Consider the following 16,975-nt stretch of genomic DNA (forward strand, 5'->3'; position numbering starts at 1 on the left):
ATGGGTCAGAAAGTACATCCCATTGGCATTCGCCTGGGAATCGTCAAGGAGCACACCTCCGTCTGGTACGCAGACGGTCGGACTTATGCGGACTATTTGTTCGCTGATCTGAAAGTGCGTGAGTACCTCCAAGACAAATTAAAAAGCGCGTCCGTCAGCCGTATCGATATCCATCGTCCGGCTCAGACAGCACGTATCACCATCCACACCGCTCGTCCAGGTATCGTTATCGGGAAGAAAGGTGAAGATGTTGAGAAACTGCGTCAGGACCTGACCAAGCAAATGGGTGTGCCTGTGCACATCAATATCGAAGAGATCCGTAAGCCGGAGCTCGACGGTATGCTGGTTGCGCAGAGCGTAGCTCAGCAGCTGGAGCGTCGTGTAATGTTCCGTCGCGCTATGAAGCGCGCTGTTCAGAACGCCATGCGCATTGGTGCCAAAGGCATCAAAATCCAAGTGAGCGGTCGTCTCGGCGGTGCTGAAATCGCACGTACTGAATGGTATCGCGAAGGTCGTGTGCCACTGCACACCCTGCGTGCCGACATCGACTATGCCAACTACGAAGCTCACACCACTTACGGTGTGATCGGTGTAAAGGTTTGGATCTTCAAAGGCGAAGTAATTGGTGGTCGCCAAGAAGAACTGAAACCACAAGCACCAGCGCCTCGTAAAAAAGCTGCTAAGTAAGGGGTACGCCAAATGTTGCAACCAAAGCGTACGAAGTTCCGCAAGCAGATGACCGGCCACAACCGTGGTCTGGCACTGCGCGGTAGCAAAGTCAGCTTCGGCGAGTTCGCGCTGAAGTCTGTTGCTCGTGGTCGTCTCACCGCTCGTCAGATCGAGTCAGCGCGTCGTGCTCTGACCCGTCACGTTAAACGTGGCGGCAAGATCTGGATCCGTGTGTTCCCGGACAAGCCTGTTACCAAAAAGCCACTCGAAGTTCGGATGGGTAAAGGTAAGGGTAACGTGGAGTACTGGGTTGCCCAGATTCAGCCAGGCAAAGTCCTGTATGAAATCGAGGGTGTTACTGAAGAGCTGGCGCGTGAGGCTTTCGCCCTGGCTGCTGCAAAGCTGCCGCTCGCCACCTCCTTTGTTAAGCGGACGGTGATGTGATGAAAGCGAATGAACTTCGTGAAAAATCAGCACAGCAGCTGAACGAGCAACTGCTCGGCCTGCTGCGCGACCAGTTCAATCTGCGTATGCAGAAAGCAACTGGCCAGTTGGGGCAGTCTCATCTGCTCTCGCAAGTTAAGCGTGACATCGCTCGCGTGAAAACTGTGCTCAACCAGCAGGCAGGTAAGTAATCATGGCTGAAGCCGAAAAAACTGTCCGTACGCTGACTGGCCGTGTTGTCAGCGACAAGATGGACAAGACCATCACCGTTCTGATCGAGCGTCGCGTAAAGCACCCGATCTACGGTAAATACGTTAAGCGTTCGACTAAGCTGCACGCGCACGACGAAACCAACCAATGCCATATCGGCGACAAGGTCACGATTCGTGAAACTCGTCCGGTAGCCAAGACCAAGTCTTGGGCGTTGGTTGATATCCTCGAACGCGCTGTGGAAGTCTAAGGGCTAGGGGTCGGAGAAATTATATGATTCAGACTCAATCCATGCTCGATGTGGCCGATAACAGCGGCGCACGCCGCGTTATGTGCATCAAGGTGCTGGGTGGCTCCCATCGTCGTTACGCTGGTATCGGTGACATCATCAAAGTGACCGTCAAGGAAGCAATTCCGCGCGGTAAGGTGAAAAAAGGCCAGGTGATGACTGCAGTTGTAGTCCGCACTCGCCACGGTGTTCGTCGTGCAGACGGCTCCATCATCCGCTTTGACGGCAACGCTGCTGTTCTGTTGAACAACAAGCAAGAGCCGATCGGTACCCGTATCTTTGGGCCAGTGACCCGTGAACTTCGTACTGAGAAGTTCATGAAGATCGTCTCGCTCGCCCCTGAAGTGCTTTAAGGAGATCCGACATGCAAAAGATTCGTCGTGACGACGAGATCATCGTGATCGCCGGCAAAGACAAAGGTAAGCGCGGTAAGGTGCTCAAGGTTCTCGCTGACGACCGTCTGGTCGTTGGTGGGATCAACCTGGTGAAGCGTCATACCAAGCCAAACCCGATGTCGGGCGTACAGGGCGGTATCGTCGAGAAAGAAGCGCCACTGCACGCTTCCAACGTCGCCATTTTCAACGGCGCAACCAACAAGGCTGACCGCGTTGGTTTCAAAGTTGAAGACGGCAAGAAAATTCGTGTCTTCAAGTCGACCCAAAAAGCGGTTGATGCTTGAACACTGCTAGGTAGAAGACCATGGCACGACTAAAAGAGATTTACCGGAAGGAAATCGCTCCGAAACTTAAGGAAGAACTTAAGCTTTCGAACGTGATGGAAGTTCCGCGCGTTACCAAAATCACCCTGAACATGGGTCTGGGCGAAGCGATCGGCGACAAAAAAGTCATCGAGCACGCTGTTGCTGACCTGGAAAAGATCACCGGTCAAAAAGTCGTTGTGACTTACGCTCGGAAATCCATCGCTGGCTTTAAAGTCCGCGAAGGTTGGCCGATCGGCGTCAAAGTGACTCTGCGCCGCGATCGTATGTATGAATTCCTGGATCGTCTGCTGTCGATCTCCCTGCCTCGGGTTCGCGACTTCCGCGGCCTGAATGCCAAGTCCTTCGATGGTCGTGGTAACTACAGCATGGGCGTGAAAGAGCAGATCATTTTCCCGGAAATCGACTACGACAAGATCGATGCTCTCCGCGGTCTGGACATTACCCTGACCACCACTGCCAAGAACGATGACGAAGGCCGCGCATTGCTGCGTGCTTTCAAATTCCCGTTCCGCAACTGATTGGAGTAGGAAAATGGCCAAGAAGAGCATGAAAAACCGTGAGCTGAAGCGTCAGCTCACCGTTGCCAAGTACGCCAAGAAGCGTGCAGAGCTGAAAGCTATCATCGTTGATCTGAACGCAAGTCCAGAAGCACGTTGGGAAGCGACCGTAGCCCTGCAGAAGCAACCACGTGACGCAAGCGCTGCGCGCATGCGTAACCGTTGCCGCATCACTGGTCGTCCACACGGCGTCTACCGCAAGTTCGGCCTCGGCCGTAACAAGCTGCGTGAAGCAGCAATGCGTGGCGACGTTCCAGGTCTGGTTAAAGCCAGCTGGTAAGGCGACACCTCTCGCTTCGTTCCGCCGGCTACGCAAGTCGCCGGTCGGGATGAGGCCTGAATTTGAATCAAGCCCCTTTTGGGGCTTGATTCATTTCCGGGGTAGGACTAGAATTGCCGGCTCGCCTGAGCCCGTGTTTTTACTTGCCCGGAAGTTCTCGGCGATCAAGCTGTAGCCGCAAGGCTAATTATTTTGTTTTAGGAGCGTCTAGCCCATGAGTATGCAGGACCCGTTAGCGGACATGCTAACTCGTATCCGTAATGCCCAGATGGCTGAAAAGCCCGTCGTAAGCATGCCATCTTCCACGTTGAAGGTTGCTGTAGCAAAAGTCCTGAAGGACGAAGGCTACATTGCGGGTTATCAGATCAGCAGCGAAGTTAAATCCTCGCTGTCCATCGAGCTTAAGTACTTCGAAGGCCGTCCGGTCATCGAAGAGGTTAAGCGCGTCAGCCGCCCAGGCTTGCGTCAGTACAAGTCCTCCGATGATCTGCCGAAAGTTCGTGGCGGTCTTGGTGTGTCTATCGTCTCCACCAGTAAAGGTGTGATGACGGATCGTGCTGCGCGCGCTGCCGGTGTCGGTGGCGAAGTGCTTTGCACTGTGTTCTAAGGGGGGATAAGCATGTCACGCGTCGCTAAGAACCCCGTTAAGCTGCCATCCGGCGTCGAAGTCAAACTCGTCGGCCAGCTGCTTTCGGTGAAGGGTGCCAAGGGCACTCTAGAACTGAACATCCATTCGTCCGTTGAGATTGTTGAAGAAGCTGGTGAGCTGCGTTTCGCTGCTCGCAATGGCGATCAACAAACCCGCGCAATGGCAGGCACCACTCGTGCACTGGTAAACAACATGGTCCAAGGCGTGAGCCAAGGCTTCGAGCGCAAGCTCCAGCTGGTCGGTGTTGGTTACAAGGCGCAAGCAAAAGGCACGGTACTGAACCTTGCACTTGGCTTCTCGCACCCAGTGGACTACGAATTGCCGAATGGCATCACCGCTGAGACCCCCAGCCAGACCGATATCCTGATTCGCGGTATCGATAAGCAGTTGGTTGGTCAAGTGGCCGCTGAGATCCGCGACTTCCGCCGTCCTGAGCCTTACAAAGGCAAAGGTGTGCGTTACGCAGACGAAGTCGTCCGCCGTAAAGAAGCCAAGAAGAAGTAGGGCATAGCAAATGACCGTCAAAAAAGTTACCCGACTGCGTCGCGCTCGCAAAGCACGCCTGAAAATGCACGAGCTAGAAGTCGTGCGTCTCTGCGTGCACCGCTCTTCGCAGCACATTTATGCCCAGGTCATCTCGGCCGACGGCAGCAAAGTCCTGGCAAGCGCCTCGACTTTGGACAAAGAACTGCGTGATGGCGCCACTGGCAACATCGACGCGGCCACTAAGGTTGGCAAGCTGGTCGCCGAGCGCGCGAAAGCCGCGGGTGTATCGCAAGTCGCTTTCGACCGTTCTGGCTTCAAGTACCACGGCCGTGTCAAAGCGCTGGCTGATGCTGCTCGTGAAGGCGGGCTGGAGTTCTAAGTTATGTCAAATCACGACCAAAAACGCGACGAAGGCTACATCGAGAAGCTGGTTCAAGTTAACCGCGTGGCCAAAACCGTAAAAGGCGGCCGTATCTTCACTTTCACTGCGTTGACCGTAGTGGGTGATGGTAAAGGGCGCGTTGGCTTCGGCCGTGGCAAGTCACGTGAAGTGCCTGCTGCGATCCAGAAGGCGATGGAAGCTGCTCGTCGCAACATGATTCAGGTTGATCTGAACGGCACTACCCTGCAGTACGCAATGAAGTCTGCTCATGGCGCCTCGAAGGTGTACATGCAGCCTGCTTCTGAAGGTACCGGTATCATCGCTGGCGGCGCTATGCGCGCAGTGCTGGAAGTTGCTGGTGTCCAGAACGTATTGGCCAAGTGCTACGGTTCGACTAACCCGGTAAACGTGGTTCACGCCACTTTCAAGGGTTTGAAGGGCATGCAGTCTCCTGAGTCGATCGCTGCCAAACGTGGCAAGCGTGTTGAGGAGATCATCTGATCATGGCTACCGTTAAAGTAACGCTGATCAAAAGCATGACCGGCCGCATCCCTAATCACAGATTGTGCATTAAGGGTTTGGGTCTGCGTCGCATCGGTCACACTGTAGAAGTCCTGGATACTCCCGAAAATCGCGGGATGATCAACAAGGCTTACTACATGCTGCGAGTCGAGGGTTAATCGATGAAACTCAATGATCTGAGTCCAGCGCCGGGTTCCCGTCGCGAAAAGCATCGTCCGGGCCGTGGTATCGGTAGCGGTTTGGGCAAGACCGGTGGCCGTGGCCACAAAGGTCAAAGCTCCCGCTCCGGTGGCACTATTGCTCCGGGCTTTGAGGGCGGCCAACAGCCGCTGCATCGTCGCCTGCCAAAATTCGGTTTCGTTTCCCTGAAAGCCATGGACCGCGCAGAAGTGCGTCTGTCCGAGCTGGCTAAAGTGGAAGGCGACATCGTAACTGTGCAGTCCCTGAAAGATGCCAACGTGATTAACCAGAACGTTCAGCGTGTGAAAATCATGCTGTCGGGCGAAGTTACTCGCGCTGTCACTATCAAGGGTATCGCCGCCACCAAAGGTGCGCGTGCGGCTATCGAAGCAGCTGGCGGCAAGTTCGAGGAATAAATGGCTAAGCAAGGTGCTCTCTCTGCGCTCGGCAAAGGCGGTATGTCTGAACTCTGGGCTCGTCTGCGTTTTCTGTTCCTGGCGATTATCGTCTACCGAATAGGCGCACACATCCCGGTTCCAGGTATTAACCCTGACCGACTCGCAGAACTGTTTCGACAGAATGAGGGGACCATTCTTAGCTTGTTCAACATGTTTTCCGGTGGCGCGCTGGAACGGATGAGCATCTTTGCATTGGGGATCATGCCGTACATTTCGGCATCGATCATCATGCAGTTGATGACCGCCGTCAGCCCGCAACTGGAGCAGTTGAAGAAGGAAGGTGAAGCTGGCCGTCGCAAGATAAGCCAGTACACCCGCTATGGCACCGTTGTCCTGGCTCTTGTTCAAGCTATCGGCATGTCCGTTGGCCTGGCGAGTCAGGGCGTCGCGTTTTCTGGGGACCTGGGTTTCCACTTTGTGGCCGTAACTACCTTCGTGGCAGGTGCGATGTTCATGATGTGGCTGGGCGAGCAGATCACCGAGCGCGGTGTCGGCAACGGTATCTCGATGTTGATCTTCGCAGGTATCGTCGCCGGTCTTCCGAGAGCAATTGGGCAGTCTTTCGAGTCTGCGCGTCAGGGTGATATCAACATCTTCGCTCTGGTTGCTATCGGTTTGCTGGCGGTAGCGATCATCGGTTTCGTGGTGTTTATTGAGCGTGGTCAGCGTCGTATTGCTGTTCACTACGCCAAGCGTCAGCAGGGCCGCAAGGTCTTCGCTGCACAGACAAGCCACTTGCCGCTGAAAGTGAACATGGCTGGCGTTATTCCAGCCATCTTCGCGAGCAGCATTTTGCTGTTTCCGGCTTCGTTGGGTTCCTGGTTTGGTCAGTCTGAAGGTCTGGGCTGGTTGCAGGACATCTCGCAGTCGATCGCTCCTGGTCAGCCGTTGAATATTCTGCTGTTTAGTGCAGGGATTATTTTCTTCTGCTTCTTCTATACGGCGTTGATGTTCAATCCGAAAGACGTAGCGGAAAACCTGAAGAAGTCCGGTGCCTTTATTCCGGGTATTCGTCCAGGCGAGCAGTCGGCGCGCTATATTGATGGCGTTTTGACTCGCTTGACCATGTTCGGTGCTCTATATATGACGGCCGTGTGCCTGCTTCCCCAGTTTCTGGTGGTTGCAGCAAACGTACCGTTCTACCTTGGCGGGACCTCGTTGCTGATCGTGGTCGTGGTTGTGATGGACTTTATGTCGCAAGTGCAATCTCACCTCGTTTCGCACCAGTATGAATCCCTGATGAAGAAAGCCAACCTGAAGGGCTACGGTGGCAGCGGCGGTATGCTGCGCTGAAGCACCCCTAAGGTTCGAGGAGTTGGTGATGAAAGTTCGTGCATCGGTGAAAAAGCTGTGCCGTAACTGCAAGATTATTCGCCGCGAAGGTGTGGTTCGAGTAATTTGCAGCGCGGAACCACGTCATAAGCAGCGCCAAGGCTGATTGTGATTTGTGCTTAAGCCCAGCAGCTAGTGCGCTGCTGGGTTGATTATTTGTTACTACAGCGATATTATCTCGCGCCCTATTTCTTGGCTTCCGGGGCGTAGGTAGCTGTCAATTGGAGTCCCACTGAATGGCCCGTATTGCAGGCGTTAACATTCCAGATAACAAGCATACTGTTATCTCGCTGACCTACATCTATGGTGTTGGTCGCACCACTGCACAGAAAATTTGTGCAACCACCGGTGTAAACCCGGCGGTGAAAATCAAAGATCTGAGCGACGAGCAGATTGAACAGCTGCGTGGCGAAGTGGCGAAGTTCACCACTGAAGGTGACCTGCGTCGCGAAATCAACATGAAAATCAAGCGCTTGATGGACCTGGGCTGCTACCGCGGTCTGCGTCATCGTCGTGGTCTTCCAGTACGCGGTCAGCGTACCAAGACCAACGCGCGTACTCGCAAAGGTCCGCGTAAGCCGATCCGCAAGTAATCGCACCAGCGCAACGACAGGAATTTAGTCATGGCAAAACCTGCTGCTCGTCCTCGTAAAAAAGTTAAAAAGACAGTGGTTGATGGCATCGCCCACATCCATGCGTCGTTTAACAACACAATCGTCACCATTACCGATCGTCAAGGTAACGCTCTTTCGTGGGCTACCTCCGGCGGTTCGGGTTTCCGTGGTTCGCGCAAGTCCACCCCGTTCGCTGCTCAAGTAGCTGCTGAGCGTGCTGGTCAAGCTGCGCTGGAGTACGGTCTGAAGAACCTCGACGTCAATGTCAAGGGTCCAGGCCCAGGTCGTGAATCCGCTGTCCGTGCATTGAACGGCTGTGGCTATAAGATCGCCAGCATCACCGACGTGACGCCAATCCCGCACAACGGGTGCCGTCCGCCGAAGAAGCGCCGCGTGTAATCCAGGAGACTGTAAGAAATGGCTCGTTACATTGGTCCAAAATGCAAACTTGCTCGTCGTGAAGGCACCGATCTCTTTCTGAAGAGCGGCGTTCGCGCTATCGAATCCAAGTGCAACATCGAAGCAGCTCCAGGTATCCACGGCCAACGCCGCGGTCGCCAGTCCGATTACGGTACTCAGCTGCGTGAAAAGCAAAAAGTCCGTCGTATCTACGGCGTTCTCGAGCGTCAGTTCAGCGGCTACTACAAAGAAGCCGCCGGCAAGAAAGGTGCAACAGGCGAGAACCTGCTGCAACTGCTCGAATGCCGTCTGGACAACGTTGTATACCGCATGGGCTTCGGCTCGACGCGTGCCGAATCCCGTCAATTGGTTTCGCACAAGTCGGTCAGCGTAAACGGCAAAACCGTTAACGTTCCTTCTTATCAGGTTCGTGCTGGCGACGTTGTTGCTATCCGCGAAAAAGCTAAGAATCAGCTGCGTATTGTCCAGGCTCTCGATCTGTGTGCCCAACGTGGCCGCGTAGAATGGGTAGAAGTAGACACTGAGAAGAAATCGGGCGTTTTCAAGAACGTTCCAGCTCGCAGTGATCTATCCGCCGACATCAACGAAAGCCTGATTGTCGAGCTCTACTCCAAGTAAGGGCTAGAAAATAGGTGCATCCATGCAGATTTCGGTAAATGAGTTCCTGACACCCCGCCATATTGATGTGCAGGTTGTCAGTCCAACCCGCGCCAAGATCACTCTCGAGCCTCTCGAGCGTGGTTTCGGCCATACCCTGGGCAACGCGCTTCGCCGCATTTTGTTGTCCTCCATGCCCGGCTGTGCAGTAGTCGAGGCCGAGATTGACGGTGTACTCCATGAGTACAGCGCCATCGAAGGTGTACAGGAAGACGTCATTGAAATCCTGTTGAACCTTAAAGGTCTGGCTATCAAGCTGCACGGTCGAGACGAAGTTACGCTGACCTTGTCGAAGAAGGGTTCGGGGGTGGTTACCGCTGCCGATATTCAGCTGGATCATGATGTCGAGATCGTTAACCCCGATCACGTAATCGCTAACCTGGCGTCTAACGGCGTCTTGAACATGAAGCTCACCGTAGCTCGTGGTCGTGGTTATGAGCCGGCAGACTCGCGTCAAAGCGATGAAGACGAAAGCCGCAGCATTGGTCGCTTGCAGCTTGACTCTTCGTTCAGCCCGGTTCGCCGTATCGCATACGTGGTGGAAAACGCCCGTGTCGAGCAGCGTACTAACCTGGACAAGCTGGTTATTGATCTGGAAACCAACGGTACTCTGGACCCTGAAGAGGCTATCCGTCGCGCTGCAACCATCCTGCAACAGCAGCTGGCTGCGTTCGTGGACCTCAAAGGCGACAGCGAACCAGTGGTAATCGAACAGGAAGACGAGATCGATCCGATCCTGCTTCGTCCGGTTGACGATTTGGAACTGACCGTGCGTTCGGCCAACTGCCTTAAGGCGGAGAACATCTACTACATCGGCGATCTGATTCAGCGCACCGAAGTAGAGCTGTTGAAGACTCCGAACCTGGGCAAGAAATCCTTGACCGAGATCAAGGACGTTCTGGCTTCTCGTGGTCTCTCCCTCGGCATGCGCCTCGACAACTGGCCGCCGGCAAGTCTTAAGAAGGACGACAAGGCTACGGCCTGATCGTCGTAATCACCGAACGCGAGTTTGGTAAGGAATGAACCATGCGTCATCGTAAAAGTGGACGTCACCTGAGCCGTACCAGCTCTCACCGTAAAGCCATGTTTCAAAACATGGCGGTGTCGCTGTTCGAGCACGAGCTGATCAAAACTACCCTGCCGAAAGCCAAGGAACTGCGTCGCGTTGCCGAGCCGCTGATCACCCTGGCCAAGGAAGACAGCGTTGCTAACCGTCGTCTGGCTTTCGACCGTACTCGTTCGAAAGAAATCGTCGGCAAGCTGTTCAACGATCTGGGCAAGCGCTATGCAACCCGTCAGGGCGGCTACCTGCGTATCCTCAAGTGCGGTTTCCGCGCTGGCGACAACGCGCCAATGGCGTACGTCGAGTTGGTTGATCGTCCTGTCGGTGGCTCTGTAGAAGCCGCTGAATAAGACATCAGTTTGAACGAGAAACCGGGCCTTGCGCCCGGTTTTTTGTTGTCTGGGATTTAAAAAACCTATCGATAGTCATGGCTTAATGAATTCGACGCTGCAATAGTTTTCCACAATACTTCCTCTCAAGCCAATCAACCGGCTATACAACCAGAGGAAGACTTACATGAGTCAGAAGACCCTTACGACCGCCAGCGGTGCACCAGTCGCCGACAATCAGAATTCTCGCTCGGCAGGCCCGCGTGGTCCTTTACTGCTCGATGATTTCCACCTGATCGAAAAGCTCGCTCATTTCAACCGTGAAAATATTCCGGAGCGTCGTGTCCACGCCAAAGGATCGGGTGCTCATGGCACGTTCACCGTTACCTGTGATATCAGCCAATACAGTAGCGCCAAGCTGTTCGACACGGTCGGCAAGCAGACCCCGATTTTTCTGCGTTTCTCCACTGTAGGTGGTGAGCGTGGCTCGGCGGATACTGAACGTGATCCGCGCGGCTTTGCAATCAAGTTTTACACCGAGGAAGGTAACTGGGACATCGTGGGTAACAACACGCCAGTGTTCTTTATCCGTGACCCTCTGAAATTTCCTGACTTCATTCACACGCAGAAACGTCTTCCGCAAACCAACCTGAAAAGCCCGCAAATGATGTGGGATTTCTGGTCGCATTCGCCTGAAGCGCTGCACCAGGTCACTATTCTGTTCTCGGACCGAGGCATTCCGGACGGCTATCGTCACATGCACGGTTTTGGTAGCCATACGTACAGCCTGATCAGCGCAGCAGGTGAGCGTCATTGGGTGAAGTGGCACTACAAGACCCGGCAGGGCATCAAGAACCTCACGCCAGCCGAGGCTGCGCGCATTGCGGGTACTGATCCCGATTACGCCCAGCGCGATCTGTTCACTGCTATCGAGAGGGGTGACTTCCCCAAGTGGCAGGTCTGCATTCAGCTGATGAGCGAAGCCCAGGCTGCGAACCACCACGAGAACCCGTTCGACGTGACCAAGACCTGGTCGCAGAAGGAATATCCGCTGATTGAAGTAGGTGAACTGGAGCTGAACCGTAACCCGCTCAACTACTTTGCCGAGGTTGAGCAAGCAGCGTTTGGTCCCAGCAATATGGTGCCCGGGGTTGGCTTGTCACCGGACCGCATGCTGCAAGGGCGGGTGTTTGCTTACGCCGATGCACATCGCTATCGCGTAGGCACCAATCATCAGCAATTGCCGATCAATGCACCGAGAAACCCAGTGCATAGCTACCAGCGTGACGGGTCGATGGCCTTCGGTACCAATGGCGGGGCGGCTCCGAACTATGAGCCAAACAGCTATTCGGATGCGCCGAAGGAAGATCCGCGCTACGCAGAACCTGCGCTGGCTTTGAGTGGTGCCGCAGGTCGTCATGATCATCGCGTGGACGGCGATTACTACAGTCAGGCGGGCAAGTTGTTCAACCTGATGAGCGCTGATCAAAAAGCGCTGCTGATCAGTAACATTGCCGGCGCGATGGGGGGTGTTTCCAGTGACATCGTGCAGCGTCAGTTGCAGCATTTCTACAAGGCTGACCCGGCCTACGGGGAAGGCATTGCCAGCGCTCTGGGTATAAAACTGGGCTGAGTCGAAGTGAGAAACAGAACCGCCCTCATTTGGGCGGTTTTTCGCTTCTTAACGGCGTAATTTCGCCACTTTTCGTCGGTTTATTGCGTTTTTCTCAGTGACCTTGCGCGGCGCTTGGTTCAAACTATCGGCTTTGAAGCAGGAGTCTGGTGCGATGCAAGGCCACCCCGAAGTAATCGATTATCTCAACACGTTGCTCACGGGCGAACTGGCGGCTCGTGACCAATATTTCGTTCACTCACGCATGTACGAAGACTGGGGCTTTTCGAAGCTCTATGAGCGTATCAACCACGAGATGGAAGAAGAGGCACAACACGCTGATGCGCTGATGCGTCGTATCCTGATGCTTGAAGGCACGCCACGCATGCGTCCGGATGATCTGGATGTCGGCACCACAGTGCCTGAGATGCTCGCCAGCGATCTGCGTCTGGAATACAAGGTTCGTGCTGCGCTGTGCAAGGGCATCGAGCTCTGTGAGCTGCACGGTGACTACGTGACCCGTGAAATCCTGCGTGTGCAACTGGCCGATACGGAAGAAGACCACACTTATTGGCTTGAACAGCAGATGGGCTTGATCAAGTCCATTGGCCTGCAGAACTACCTGCAATCGCAGTTCTGATTCGATAGCCATAAAAAAGCTCCTGCACTTGCGTGACAGGAGCTTTTTTGTACCTGGGTCTGACCGAAGCCAGACCCGTTTTCGCAACGCCGGTTAAGCCCTGTCTCTGATCAACAGAGGCTTCAGGTAATGCCCGGTGTACGACTGCTCCATCTCGGCGACCTGTTCAGGTGTGCCGGTCGCAATGATCTGCCCGCCTCTTGAACCGCCTTCCGGCCCCAGGTCCACCAGCCAGTCCGCCGTCTTGATGACATCCAGGTTGTGCTCGATCACCACCACTGTGTTGCCGTGGTCGCGTAGGCGATGCAATACATCCAGCAACTGCTGAATATCAGCAAAGTGCAGGCCCGTGGTCGGCTCGTCGAGGATGTACAGCGTTTTGCCAGTGTCACGCTTGGACAGCTCACGCGACAGCTTGACCCGCTGCGCCTCGCCGCCTGACAGGGTTGTCGCCGATTGCCCCAGCTTGATATAGGAAAGTCCTACATCCATCAGGGTTTGCAGCTTGCGCGCCAGTGCAGGAACGGCGTCGAAGAACTCTCGAGCCTCCTCGATGGTCATTTCCAGCACTTCGTGTACGTTCTTGCCTTTGTACTTGATCTCAAGCGTTTCGCGGTTGTAACGCTTGCTCTTGCACACATCGCAGGGCACGTAGATGTCCGGCAGAAAGTGCATCTCGACCTTGATCAGCCCGTCGCCCTGGCACGCCTCGCAGCGTCCGCCCTTGACGTTGAACGAGAACCGTCCCGGACCGTAGCCCCGTGAACGCGATTCCGGTACACCGGCAAACAGTTCACGAATCGGCGTGAACAGCCCGGTATAGGTCGCCGGGTTGGAGCGCGGCGTACGACCAATAGGGCTCTGGTCAATGTCGACGACCTTGTCCAGATGCTGCAGGCCATTGATGCTGTCGTGGGCGGCCGCCTCAAGCGTCGTGGCACCGTTCAACGCCGTAGCGCTCAGCGGAAACAGTGTGTTGTTGATCAGCGTCGACTTGCCCGACCCGGAAACACCCGTCACGCAGGTCAGCAGACCAATCGGAATATCGAGATTGACGTTCTGCAGGTTGTTGCCACGCGCACCTTTGAGCGTCAGCGAGAGCTTTTTGTTACGCGGCGTTCGCTTGGCGGGTACAGCAATCTTCACACGGCCCGACAGGTACTTGCCGGTCAGTGAGTCGGGATGTGACATCACTTCGTCCGGCGTACCTTCGGCAACGATATGACCACCATGCACACCCGCGCCCGGGCCGATGTCGACCACATAGTCGGCCAGGCGAATCGCATCTTCATCGTGCTCCACCACAATCACGGTGTTGCCTATGTCGCGCAGGTGCTTGAGCGTGCCCAGCAAACGATCGTTATCGCGCTGGTGCAGGCCAATGGACGGCTCATCGAGGATGTACATCACCCCGACCAGGCCCGCGCCGATCTGGCTGGCCAGGCGTATACGCTGAGCCTCACCGCCGGATAGAGTGTCCGCGCTGCGATCCAATGTCAGGTAATCCAGCCCGACATTGACCAGAAACTGCAGACGCTCACGGATTTCCTTGAGAATCTTGTCGGCAATTTCGCCGCGCCGTCCGGTCAGCTTGAGCGTCTCGAAGTAATGCGTGGCGTCGCCAATCGGCAGATTGGTCACCGCAGGCAAGGTCTTTTCACCTACCCACACATGGCGCGCCTCACGACGCAAGCGGGTACCTCGGCAATCAGGGCAGGGCTGCGTGCCCAGAAACTTGGCCAGCTCTTCACGCACAGTCGCTGATTCGGTTTCCCGGTAGCGACGTTCCAGATTCGGCACGATGCCTTCGAACGGGTGCGCGCGCTTGACGATATCGCCGCGGTCGTTCAGATAGCGGAAGTCGACACTCTGCGAGCCGCTGCCGTTGAGCAGAACTTTCTGCATGTCGGCCGGGATTTCTTTGAACGGCACTTCCAGACTGAAACCGTAGTGCTTGGATAGCGACCCCAGCATCTGGAAGTAATAGACGTTACGCCTGTCCCAGCCTCGTATCGCGCCTTCGGCAAGCGTCAACTCGGCATTTACCAGCCGCTTGATATCAAAGAACTGCTTTACGCCCAGACCGTCGCAGGTCGGGCATGCGCCGGCCGGGTTGTTGAAGGAGAACAGCTTCGGCTCCAGCTCACTGATCGCATGGCCACAGATCGGGCAGGCGAAGCGGGCAGAGAAAATCACTTCTTCGCCCGGTTCATCGTCCATGGGCGCGACCAGCGCAATGCCGTCGGCCAGCTTCAAGGCGGTTTCAAAGGATTCCGCCAGGCGCTGCTGCAGATCGGCGCGGACCTTGAAACGGTCCACGACCACATCAATCGAGTGCTTCTTCTGCTTGTCCAGCTTCGGCAGCTCATCCAGCTCACACAGCTTGCCGTTGACCCGCGCGCGAACAAAACCTTGCGCGCGCAGCTCTTCAAAGACCGACAGATGTTCACCCTTGCGCTCACGGATAACCGGCGCAAGCAGCATCAACTTGCTGCCTTCGGGCTGGGTCAACACGAGATCGACCATCTGGCTGACGGTCTGCGCTTCCAGCGGGATATCGTGGTCCGGGCAGCGAGGCTGGCCGACGCGCGCATACAAAAGACGCAGGTAGTCGTAGATTTCAGTGATCGTACCCACGGTCGAGCGCGGATTATGAGAAGTAGACTTCTGCTCGATAGAAATCGCCGGCGACAGACCTTCGATCGTGTCGACGTCCGGTTTTTCCATCATCGACAGGAACTGCCGGGCGTAGGCAGACAGCGACTCGACATAACGGCGTTGCCCTTCGGCGTACAGCGTATCGAAAGCCAGTGAAGACTTGCCTGAGCCGGAGAGCCCGGTGATAACGATCAGTTTGTCGCGGGGAAGTGTCAGGTCAATATTTTTCAGGTTGTGGGTTCGTGCCCCACGTATCAGGATCTTGTCCACTGCGGCCTCGCTTGGCGGGCATAAACGACGGAGTATAAGGCTCCGAGCCATTACGCGGCAAAGCGTCGCGTATGTGCTGTACAACGATGGGACTGGTAGAATCGCCGCCGGTTCACACGAGGTTATTCCATGCACGATACCCACAGCGAGCGTATGAGTAGCGGCGAGACCCGCGCAGCAGGCGGTCTGGCCCTGGTGTTCGCGTTCCGCATGCTTGGCATGTTCATGGTTTTGCCGGTTCTGGCAACCTACGGCATGGACCTGGCGGGCGCGAGCCCTGCATTGATCGGTCTGGCGATTGGCGCTTATGGCCTGACTCAGGCTGTGCTGCAGATTCCGTTCGGGATCATTTCCGACCGTATCGGACGACGACCGGTTATTTATCTCGGCCTGATCATTTTTGCGATTGGCAGCGTGGTGGCGGCAAATGCCGATTCGATCTGGGGAATCATCGCCGGGCGCATCCTGCAGGGTGCCGGCGCGATTTCCGCCGCCGTCATGGCCTTACTCTCTGACCTGACCCGCGAACAGCATCGCACCAAGGCCATGGCCATGATCGGCATGACCATTGGTCTGTCGTTCGCCATCGCCATGGTGGTGGGCCCGGTGATCACCGGTATGTTTGGCCTTTCGGGATTGTTCCTGGCCACAGGCGGTATGGCCTTGCTGGGTCTTCTGATCGTCGCATTTGTGGTGCCCAAGGCCAATGGCCCGTTGATGCACCGCGAATCCGGCGTCGCCAAACAGGCACTTGGGGCGACGTTGCGTCATCCGGACCTGCTGCGCCTGGATTTGGGTATCTTTGTGTTACACGCCATGCTCATGTCCAGCTTCGTGGCCTTGCCGCTGGCGCTGGTCGAAAAAGCCGGTTTGCCCAAGGAAGAGCACTGGTGGGTCTACCTGACCGCCTTGCTGGTTTCCTTCTTCGCGATGATCCCGTTCATCATCTATGGCGAGAAGAAACGTCAAATGAAGCGCGTTCTGCTGGGCGCCGTCACAGTTTTAATGCTGGCTGAGCTATTCTTCTGGGCATACGGCGACACGTTGCGGGCACTGGTCATCGGGACAGTGGTATTCTTCACCGCGTTCAACCTGCTGGAAGCGTCGTTGCCGTCGCTGATCAGCAAGGTTTCACCGGCCGGCGGAAAAGGCACGGCAATGGGAGTTTATTCCACCAGCCAGTTTCTTGGTTCGGCCGCAGGTGGGATACTGGGCGGCTGGTTGTTCCAGCACGGTGGGCTCGATGTGGTGTTCCTGGGTGGTGCAGCCATGGCCGCCGTCTGGCTCGCCTTTGCAGTGACCATGCGAGAACCGCCTTACGTGACCAGCCTACGTCTGCCGTTGTCGCCGCAGGCGCAGCGTGAAGCAGGCCTGGCAGAGCGTTTGATGTCCGTAGCAGGCGTGACAGATGCAGTGGTGGTTGCTGAAGAGGCGGCCATCTACATAAAACTCGACACAAAATTATTGGATCGCGCCTCTCTTGAAAAGCTGGTCAATCCAGCGTCAGAAGCGTGCGAAGCCTAGGAGAACGTT

The 16,975-nt window shown here is 55.7% G+C and carries 25 protein-coding genes; 24 read left to right on the top strand and 1 reads right to left on the bottom strand.

Going from position 1 to position 16,975, the window contains the following annotated elements; translation table 11 throughout:
- The 23 genes from rpsC to bfr all read left to right on the top strand — a co-directional run bounded on the left by rpsC (nt 1) and on the right by bfr (nt 12,514).
- The gene (rpsC, locus tag RYB66_RS10435; RefSeq protein ID WP_003176422.1) at nt 1-687 is read left to right on the top strand and encodes a 30S ribosomal protein S3; all 687 of its coding nucleotides are present in this window, start codon (nt 1-3) and stop codon (nt 685-687) included.
- 12 nt (nt 688-699) lie between these two features.
- Nucleotides 700-1,113 carry a 50S ribosomal protein L16 gene (gene rplP, locus RYB66_RS10440; RefSeq protein ID WP_002555482.1) on the top strand — a complete coding sequence of 138 codons (414 nt, stop codon included), beginning with the start codon at nt 700-702 and terminating at the stop codon, nt 1,111-1,113.
- Entirely contained in the window at nt 1,113-1,304 is a 192-nt protein-coding gene (gene rpmC, locus RYB66_RS10445; protein WP_002555481.1) for a 50S ribosomal protein L29, read from the top strand. Before rplP ends, rpmC begins: the two co-directional genes overlap by 1 nt.
- Before the next feature lie 2 nt (nt 1,305-1,306).
- On the top strand, nt 1,307-1,573 hold the full coding sequence (rpsQ, locus tag RYB66_RS10450) for a 30S ribosomal protein S17 (RefSeq protein ID WP_002555480.1): 267 nt from the start codon (nt 1,307-1,309) through the stop codon (nt 1,571-1,573).
- Between the two features lie 23 nt (nt 1,574-1,596).
- Nucleotides 1,597-1,965: a 50S ribosomal protein L14 gene (gene rplN, locus RYB66_RS10455; RefSeq protein ID WP_002555479.1), complete on the top strand. Its 369-nt coding sequence runs from the start codon at nt 1,597-1,599 to the stop codon at nt 1,963-1,965.
- Nucleotides 1,966-1,976: 11 nt separating this feature from the next.
- Nucleotides 1,977-2,291: a 50S ribosomal protein L24 gene (gene rplX / locus RYB66_RS10460; protein ID WP_002555478.1), complete on the top strand. Its 315-nt coding sequence runs from the start codon at nt 1,977-1,979 to the stop codon at nt 2,289-2,291.
- Between the two features lie 20 nt (nt 2,292-2,311).
- Nucleotides 2,312-2,851, top strand: a complete 540-nt coding sequence (gene rplE / locus RYB66_RS10465) for a 50S ribosomal protein L5 (protein WP_002555477.1) — start codon at nt 2,312-2,314, stop codon at nt 2,849-2,851.
- Between the two features lie 13 nt (nt 2,852-2,864).
- Nucleotides 2,865-3,170: a 30S ribosomal protein S14 gene (gene rpsN / locus RYB66_RS10470; RefSeq protein ID WP_002555476.1), complete on the top strand. Its 306-nt coding sequence runs from the start codon at nt 2,865-2,867 to the stop codon at nt 3,168-3,170.
- A gap of 214 nt (nt 3,171-3,384) precedes the next feature.
- Complete coding sequence (rpsH, locus tag RYB66_RS10475; protein WP_002555475.1) at nt 3,385-3,777, top strand: 30S ribosomal protein S8; 393 nt, start codon at nt 3,385-3,387, stop codon at nt 3,775-3,777.
- 12 nt (nt 3,778-3,789) lie between these two features.
- A complete protein-coding gene (gene rplF / locus RYB66_RS10480; protein ID WP_002555474.1) occupies nt 3,790-4,323 on the top strand; it encodes a 50S ribosomal protein L6 in 534 nt (177 codons plus the stop codon).
- Nucleotides 4,324-4,333: 10 nt separating this feature from the next.
- Nucleotides 4,334-4,684: a 50S ribosomal protein L18 gene (gene rplR / locus RYB66_RS10485; protein ID WP_002555473.1), complete on the top strand. Its 351-nt coding sequence runs from the start codon at nt 4,334-4,336 to the stop codon at nt 4,682-4,684.
- 3 nt (nt 4,685-4,687) lie between these two features.
- On the top strand, nt 4,688-5,188 hold the full coding sequence (rpsE, locus tag RYB66_RS10490) for a 30S ribosomal protein S5 (protein WP_003317099.1): 501 nt from the start codon (nt 4,688-4,690) through the stop codon (nt 5,186-5,188).
- 2 nt (nt 5,189-5,190) lie between these two features.
- Nucleotides 5,191-5,367, top strand: coding sequence for a 50S ribosomal protein L30 (gene rpmD / locus RYB66_RS10495; RefSeq protein ID WP_002555471.1), 177 nt, complete (start codon nt 5,191-5,193; stop codon nt 5,365-5,367).
- Nucleotides 5,368-5,370: 3 nt separating this feature from the next.
- On the top strand, nt 5,371-5,805 hold the full coding sequence (gene rplO / locus RYB66_RS10500) for a 50S ribosomal protein L15 (RefSeq protein ID WP_002555470.1): 435 nt from the start codon (nt 5,371-5,373) through the stop codon (nt 5,803-5,805).
- The gene (secY, locus tag RYB66_RS10505) at nt 5,806-7,140 is read left to right on the top strand and encodes a preprotein translocase subunit SecY (RefSeq protein ID WP_002555469.1); all 1,335 of its coding nucleotides are present in this window, start codon (nt 5,806-5,808) and stop codon (nt 7,138-7,140) included.
- Nucleotides 7,141-7,168: 28 nt separating this feature from the next.
- Nucleotides 7,169-7,285, top strand: coding sequence for a 50S ribosomal protein L36 (gene rpmJ / locus RYB66_RS10510; RefSeq protein ID WP_002555468.1), 117 nt, complete (start codon nt 7,169-7,171; stop codon nt 7,283-7,285).
- A 130-nt stretch (nt 7,286-7,415) separates the two neighbouring features.
- Nucleotides 7,416-7,772 (top strand): 30S ribosomal protein S13, encoded by a 357-nt coding sequence (rpsM, locus tag RYB66_RS10515; RefSeq protein WP_002555467.1) that lies wholly within the window; start codon nt 7,416-7,418, stop codon nt 7,770-7,772.
- 30 nt (nt 7,773-7,802) lie between these two features.
- Entirely contained in the window at nt 7,803-8,192 is a 390-nt protein-coding gene (rpsK, locus tag RYB66_RS10520) for a 30S ribosomal protein S11 (RefSeq protein ID WP_002555466.1), read from the top strand.
- Between the two features lie 18 nt (nt 8,193-8,210).
- Nucleotides 8,211-8,831 (top strand): 30S ribosomal protein S4, encoded by a 621-nt coding sequence (rpsD, locus tag RYB66_RS10525; protein WP_002555465.1) that lies wholly within the window; start codon nt 8,211-8,213, stop codon nt 8,829-8,831.
- Between the two features lie 22 nt (nt 8,832-8,853).
- Nucleotides 8,854-9,855 (top strand): DNA-directed RNA polymerase subunit alpha, encoded by a 1,002-nt coding sequence (locus RYB66_RS10530; protein ID WP_002555464.1) that lies wholly within the window; start codon nt 8,854-8,856, stop codon nt 9,853-9,855.
- 41 nt (nt 9,856-9,896) lie between these two features.
- A complete protein-coding gene (gene rplQ / locus RYB66_RS10535) occupies nt 9,897-10,283 on the top strand; it encodes a 50S ribosomal protein L17 (RefSeq protein WP_002555463.1) in 387 nt (128 codons plus the stop codon).
- Between the two features lie 166 nt (nt 10,284-10,449).
- Nucleotides 10,450-11,895: a catalase gene (locus tag RYB66_RS10540; protein WP_316882020.1), complete on the top strand. Its 1,446-nt coding sequence runs from the start codon at nt 10,450-10,452 to the stop codon at nt 11,893-11,895.
- 154 nt (nt 11,896-12,049) lie between these two features.
- Complete coding sequence (gene bfr, locus RYB66_RS10545; protein WP_002555461.1) at nt 12,050-12,514, top strand: bacterioferritin; 465 nt, start codon at nt 12,050-12,052, stop codon at nt 12,512-12,514.
- A gap of 93 nt (nt 12,515-12,607) precedes the next feature.
- Here bfr and uvrA read toward each other — a convergent pair whose 3' ends face one another.
- Entirely contained in the window at nt 12,608-15,442 is a 2,835-nt protein-coding gene (gene uvrA, locus RYB66_RS10550; RefSeq protein WP_002555460.1) for an excinuclease ABC subunit UvrA, read from the bottom strand.
- A 129-nt stretch (nt 15,443-15,571) separates the two neighbouring features.
- Here uvrA and RYB66_RS10555 point away from each other — a divergent pair, with 129 nt between their 5' ends.
- Entirely contained in the window at nt 15,572-16,966 is a 1,395-nt protein-coding gene (locus RYB66_RS10555; RefSeq protein ID WP_005781978.1) for an MFS transporter, read from the top strand.
- The last annotated feature ends 9 nt before the right edge of the window (nt 16,967-16,975 follow it).

Source organism: Pseudomonas syringae group sp. 243L2 (genome assembly GCF_032587875.1).
Classification (GTDB): Bacteria; Pseudomonadota; Gammaproteobacteria; order Pseudomonadales; family Pseudomonadaceae; genus Aquipseudomonas; species Aquipseudomonas amygdali.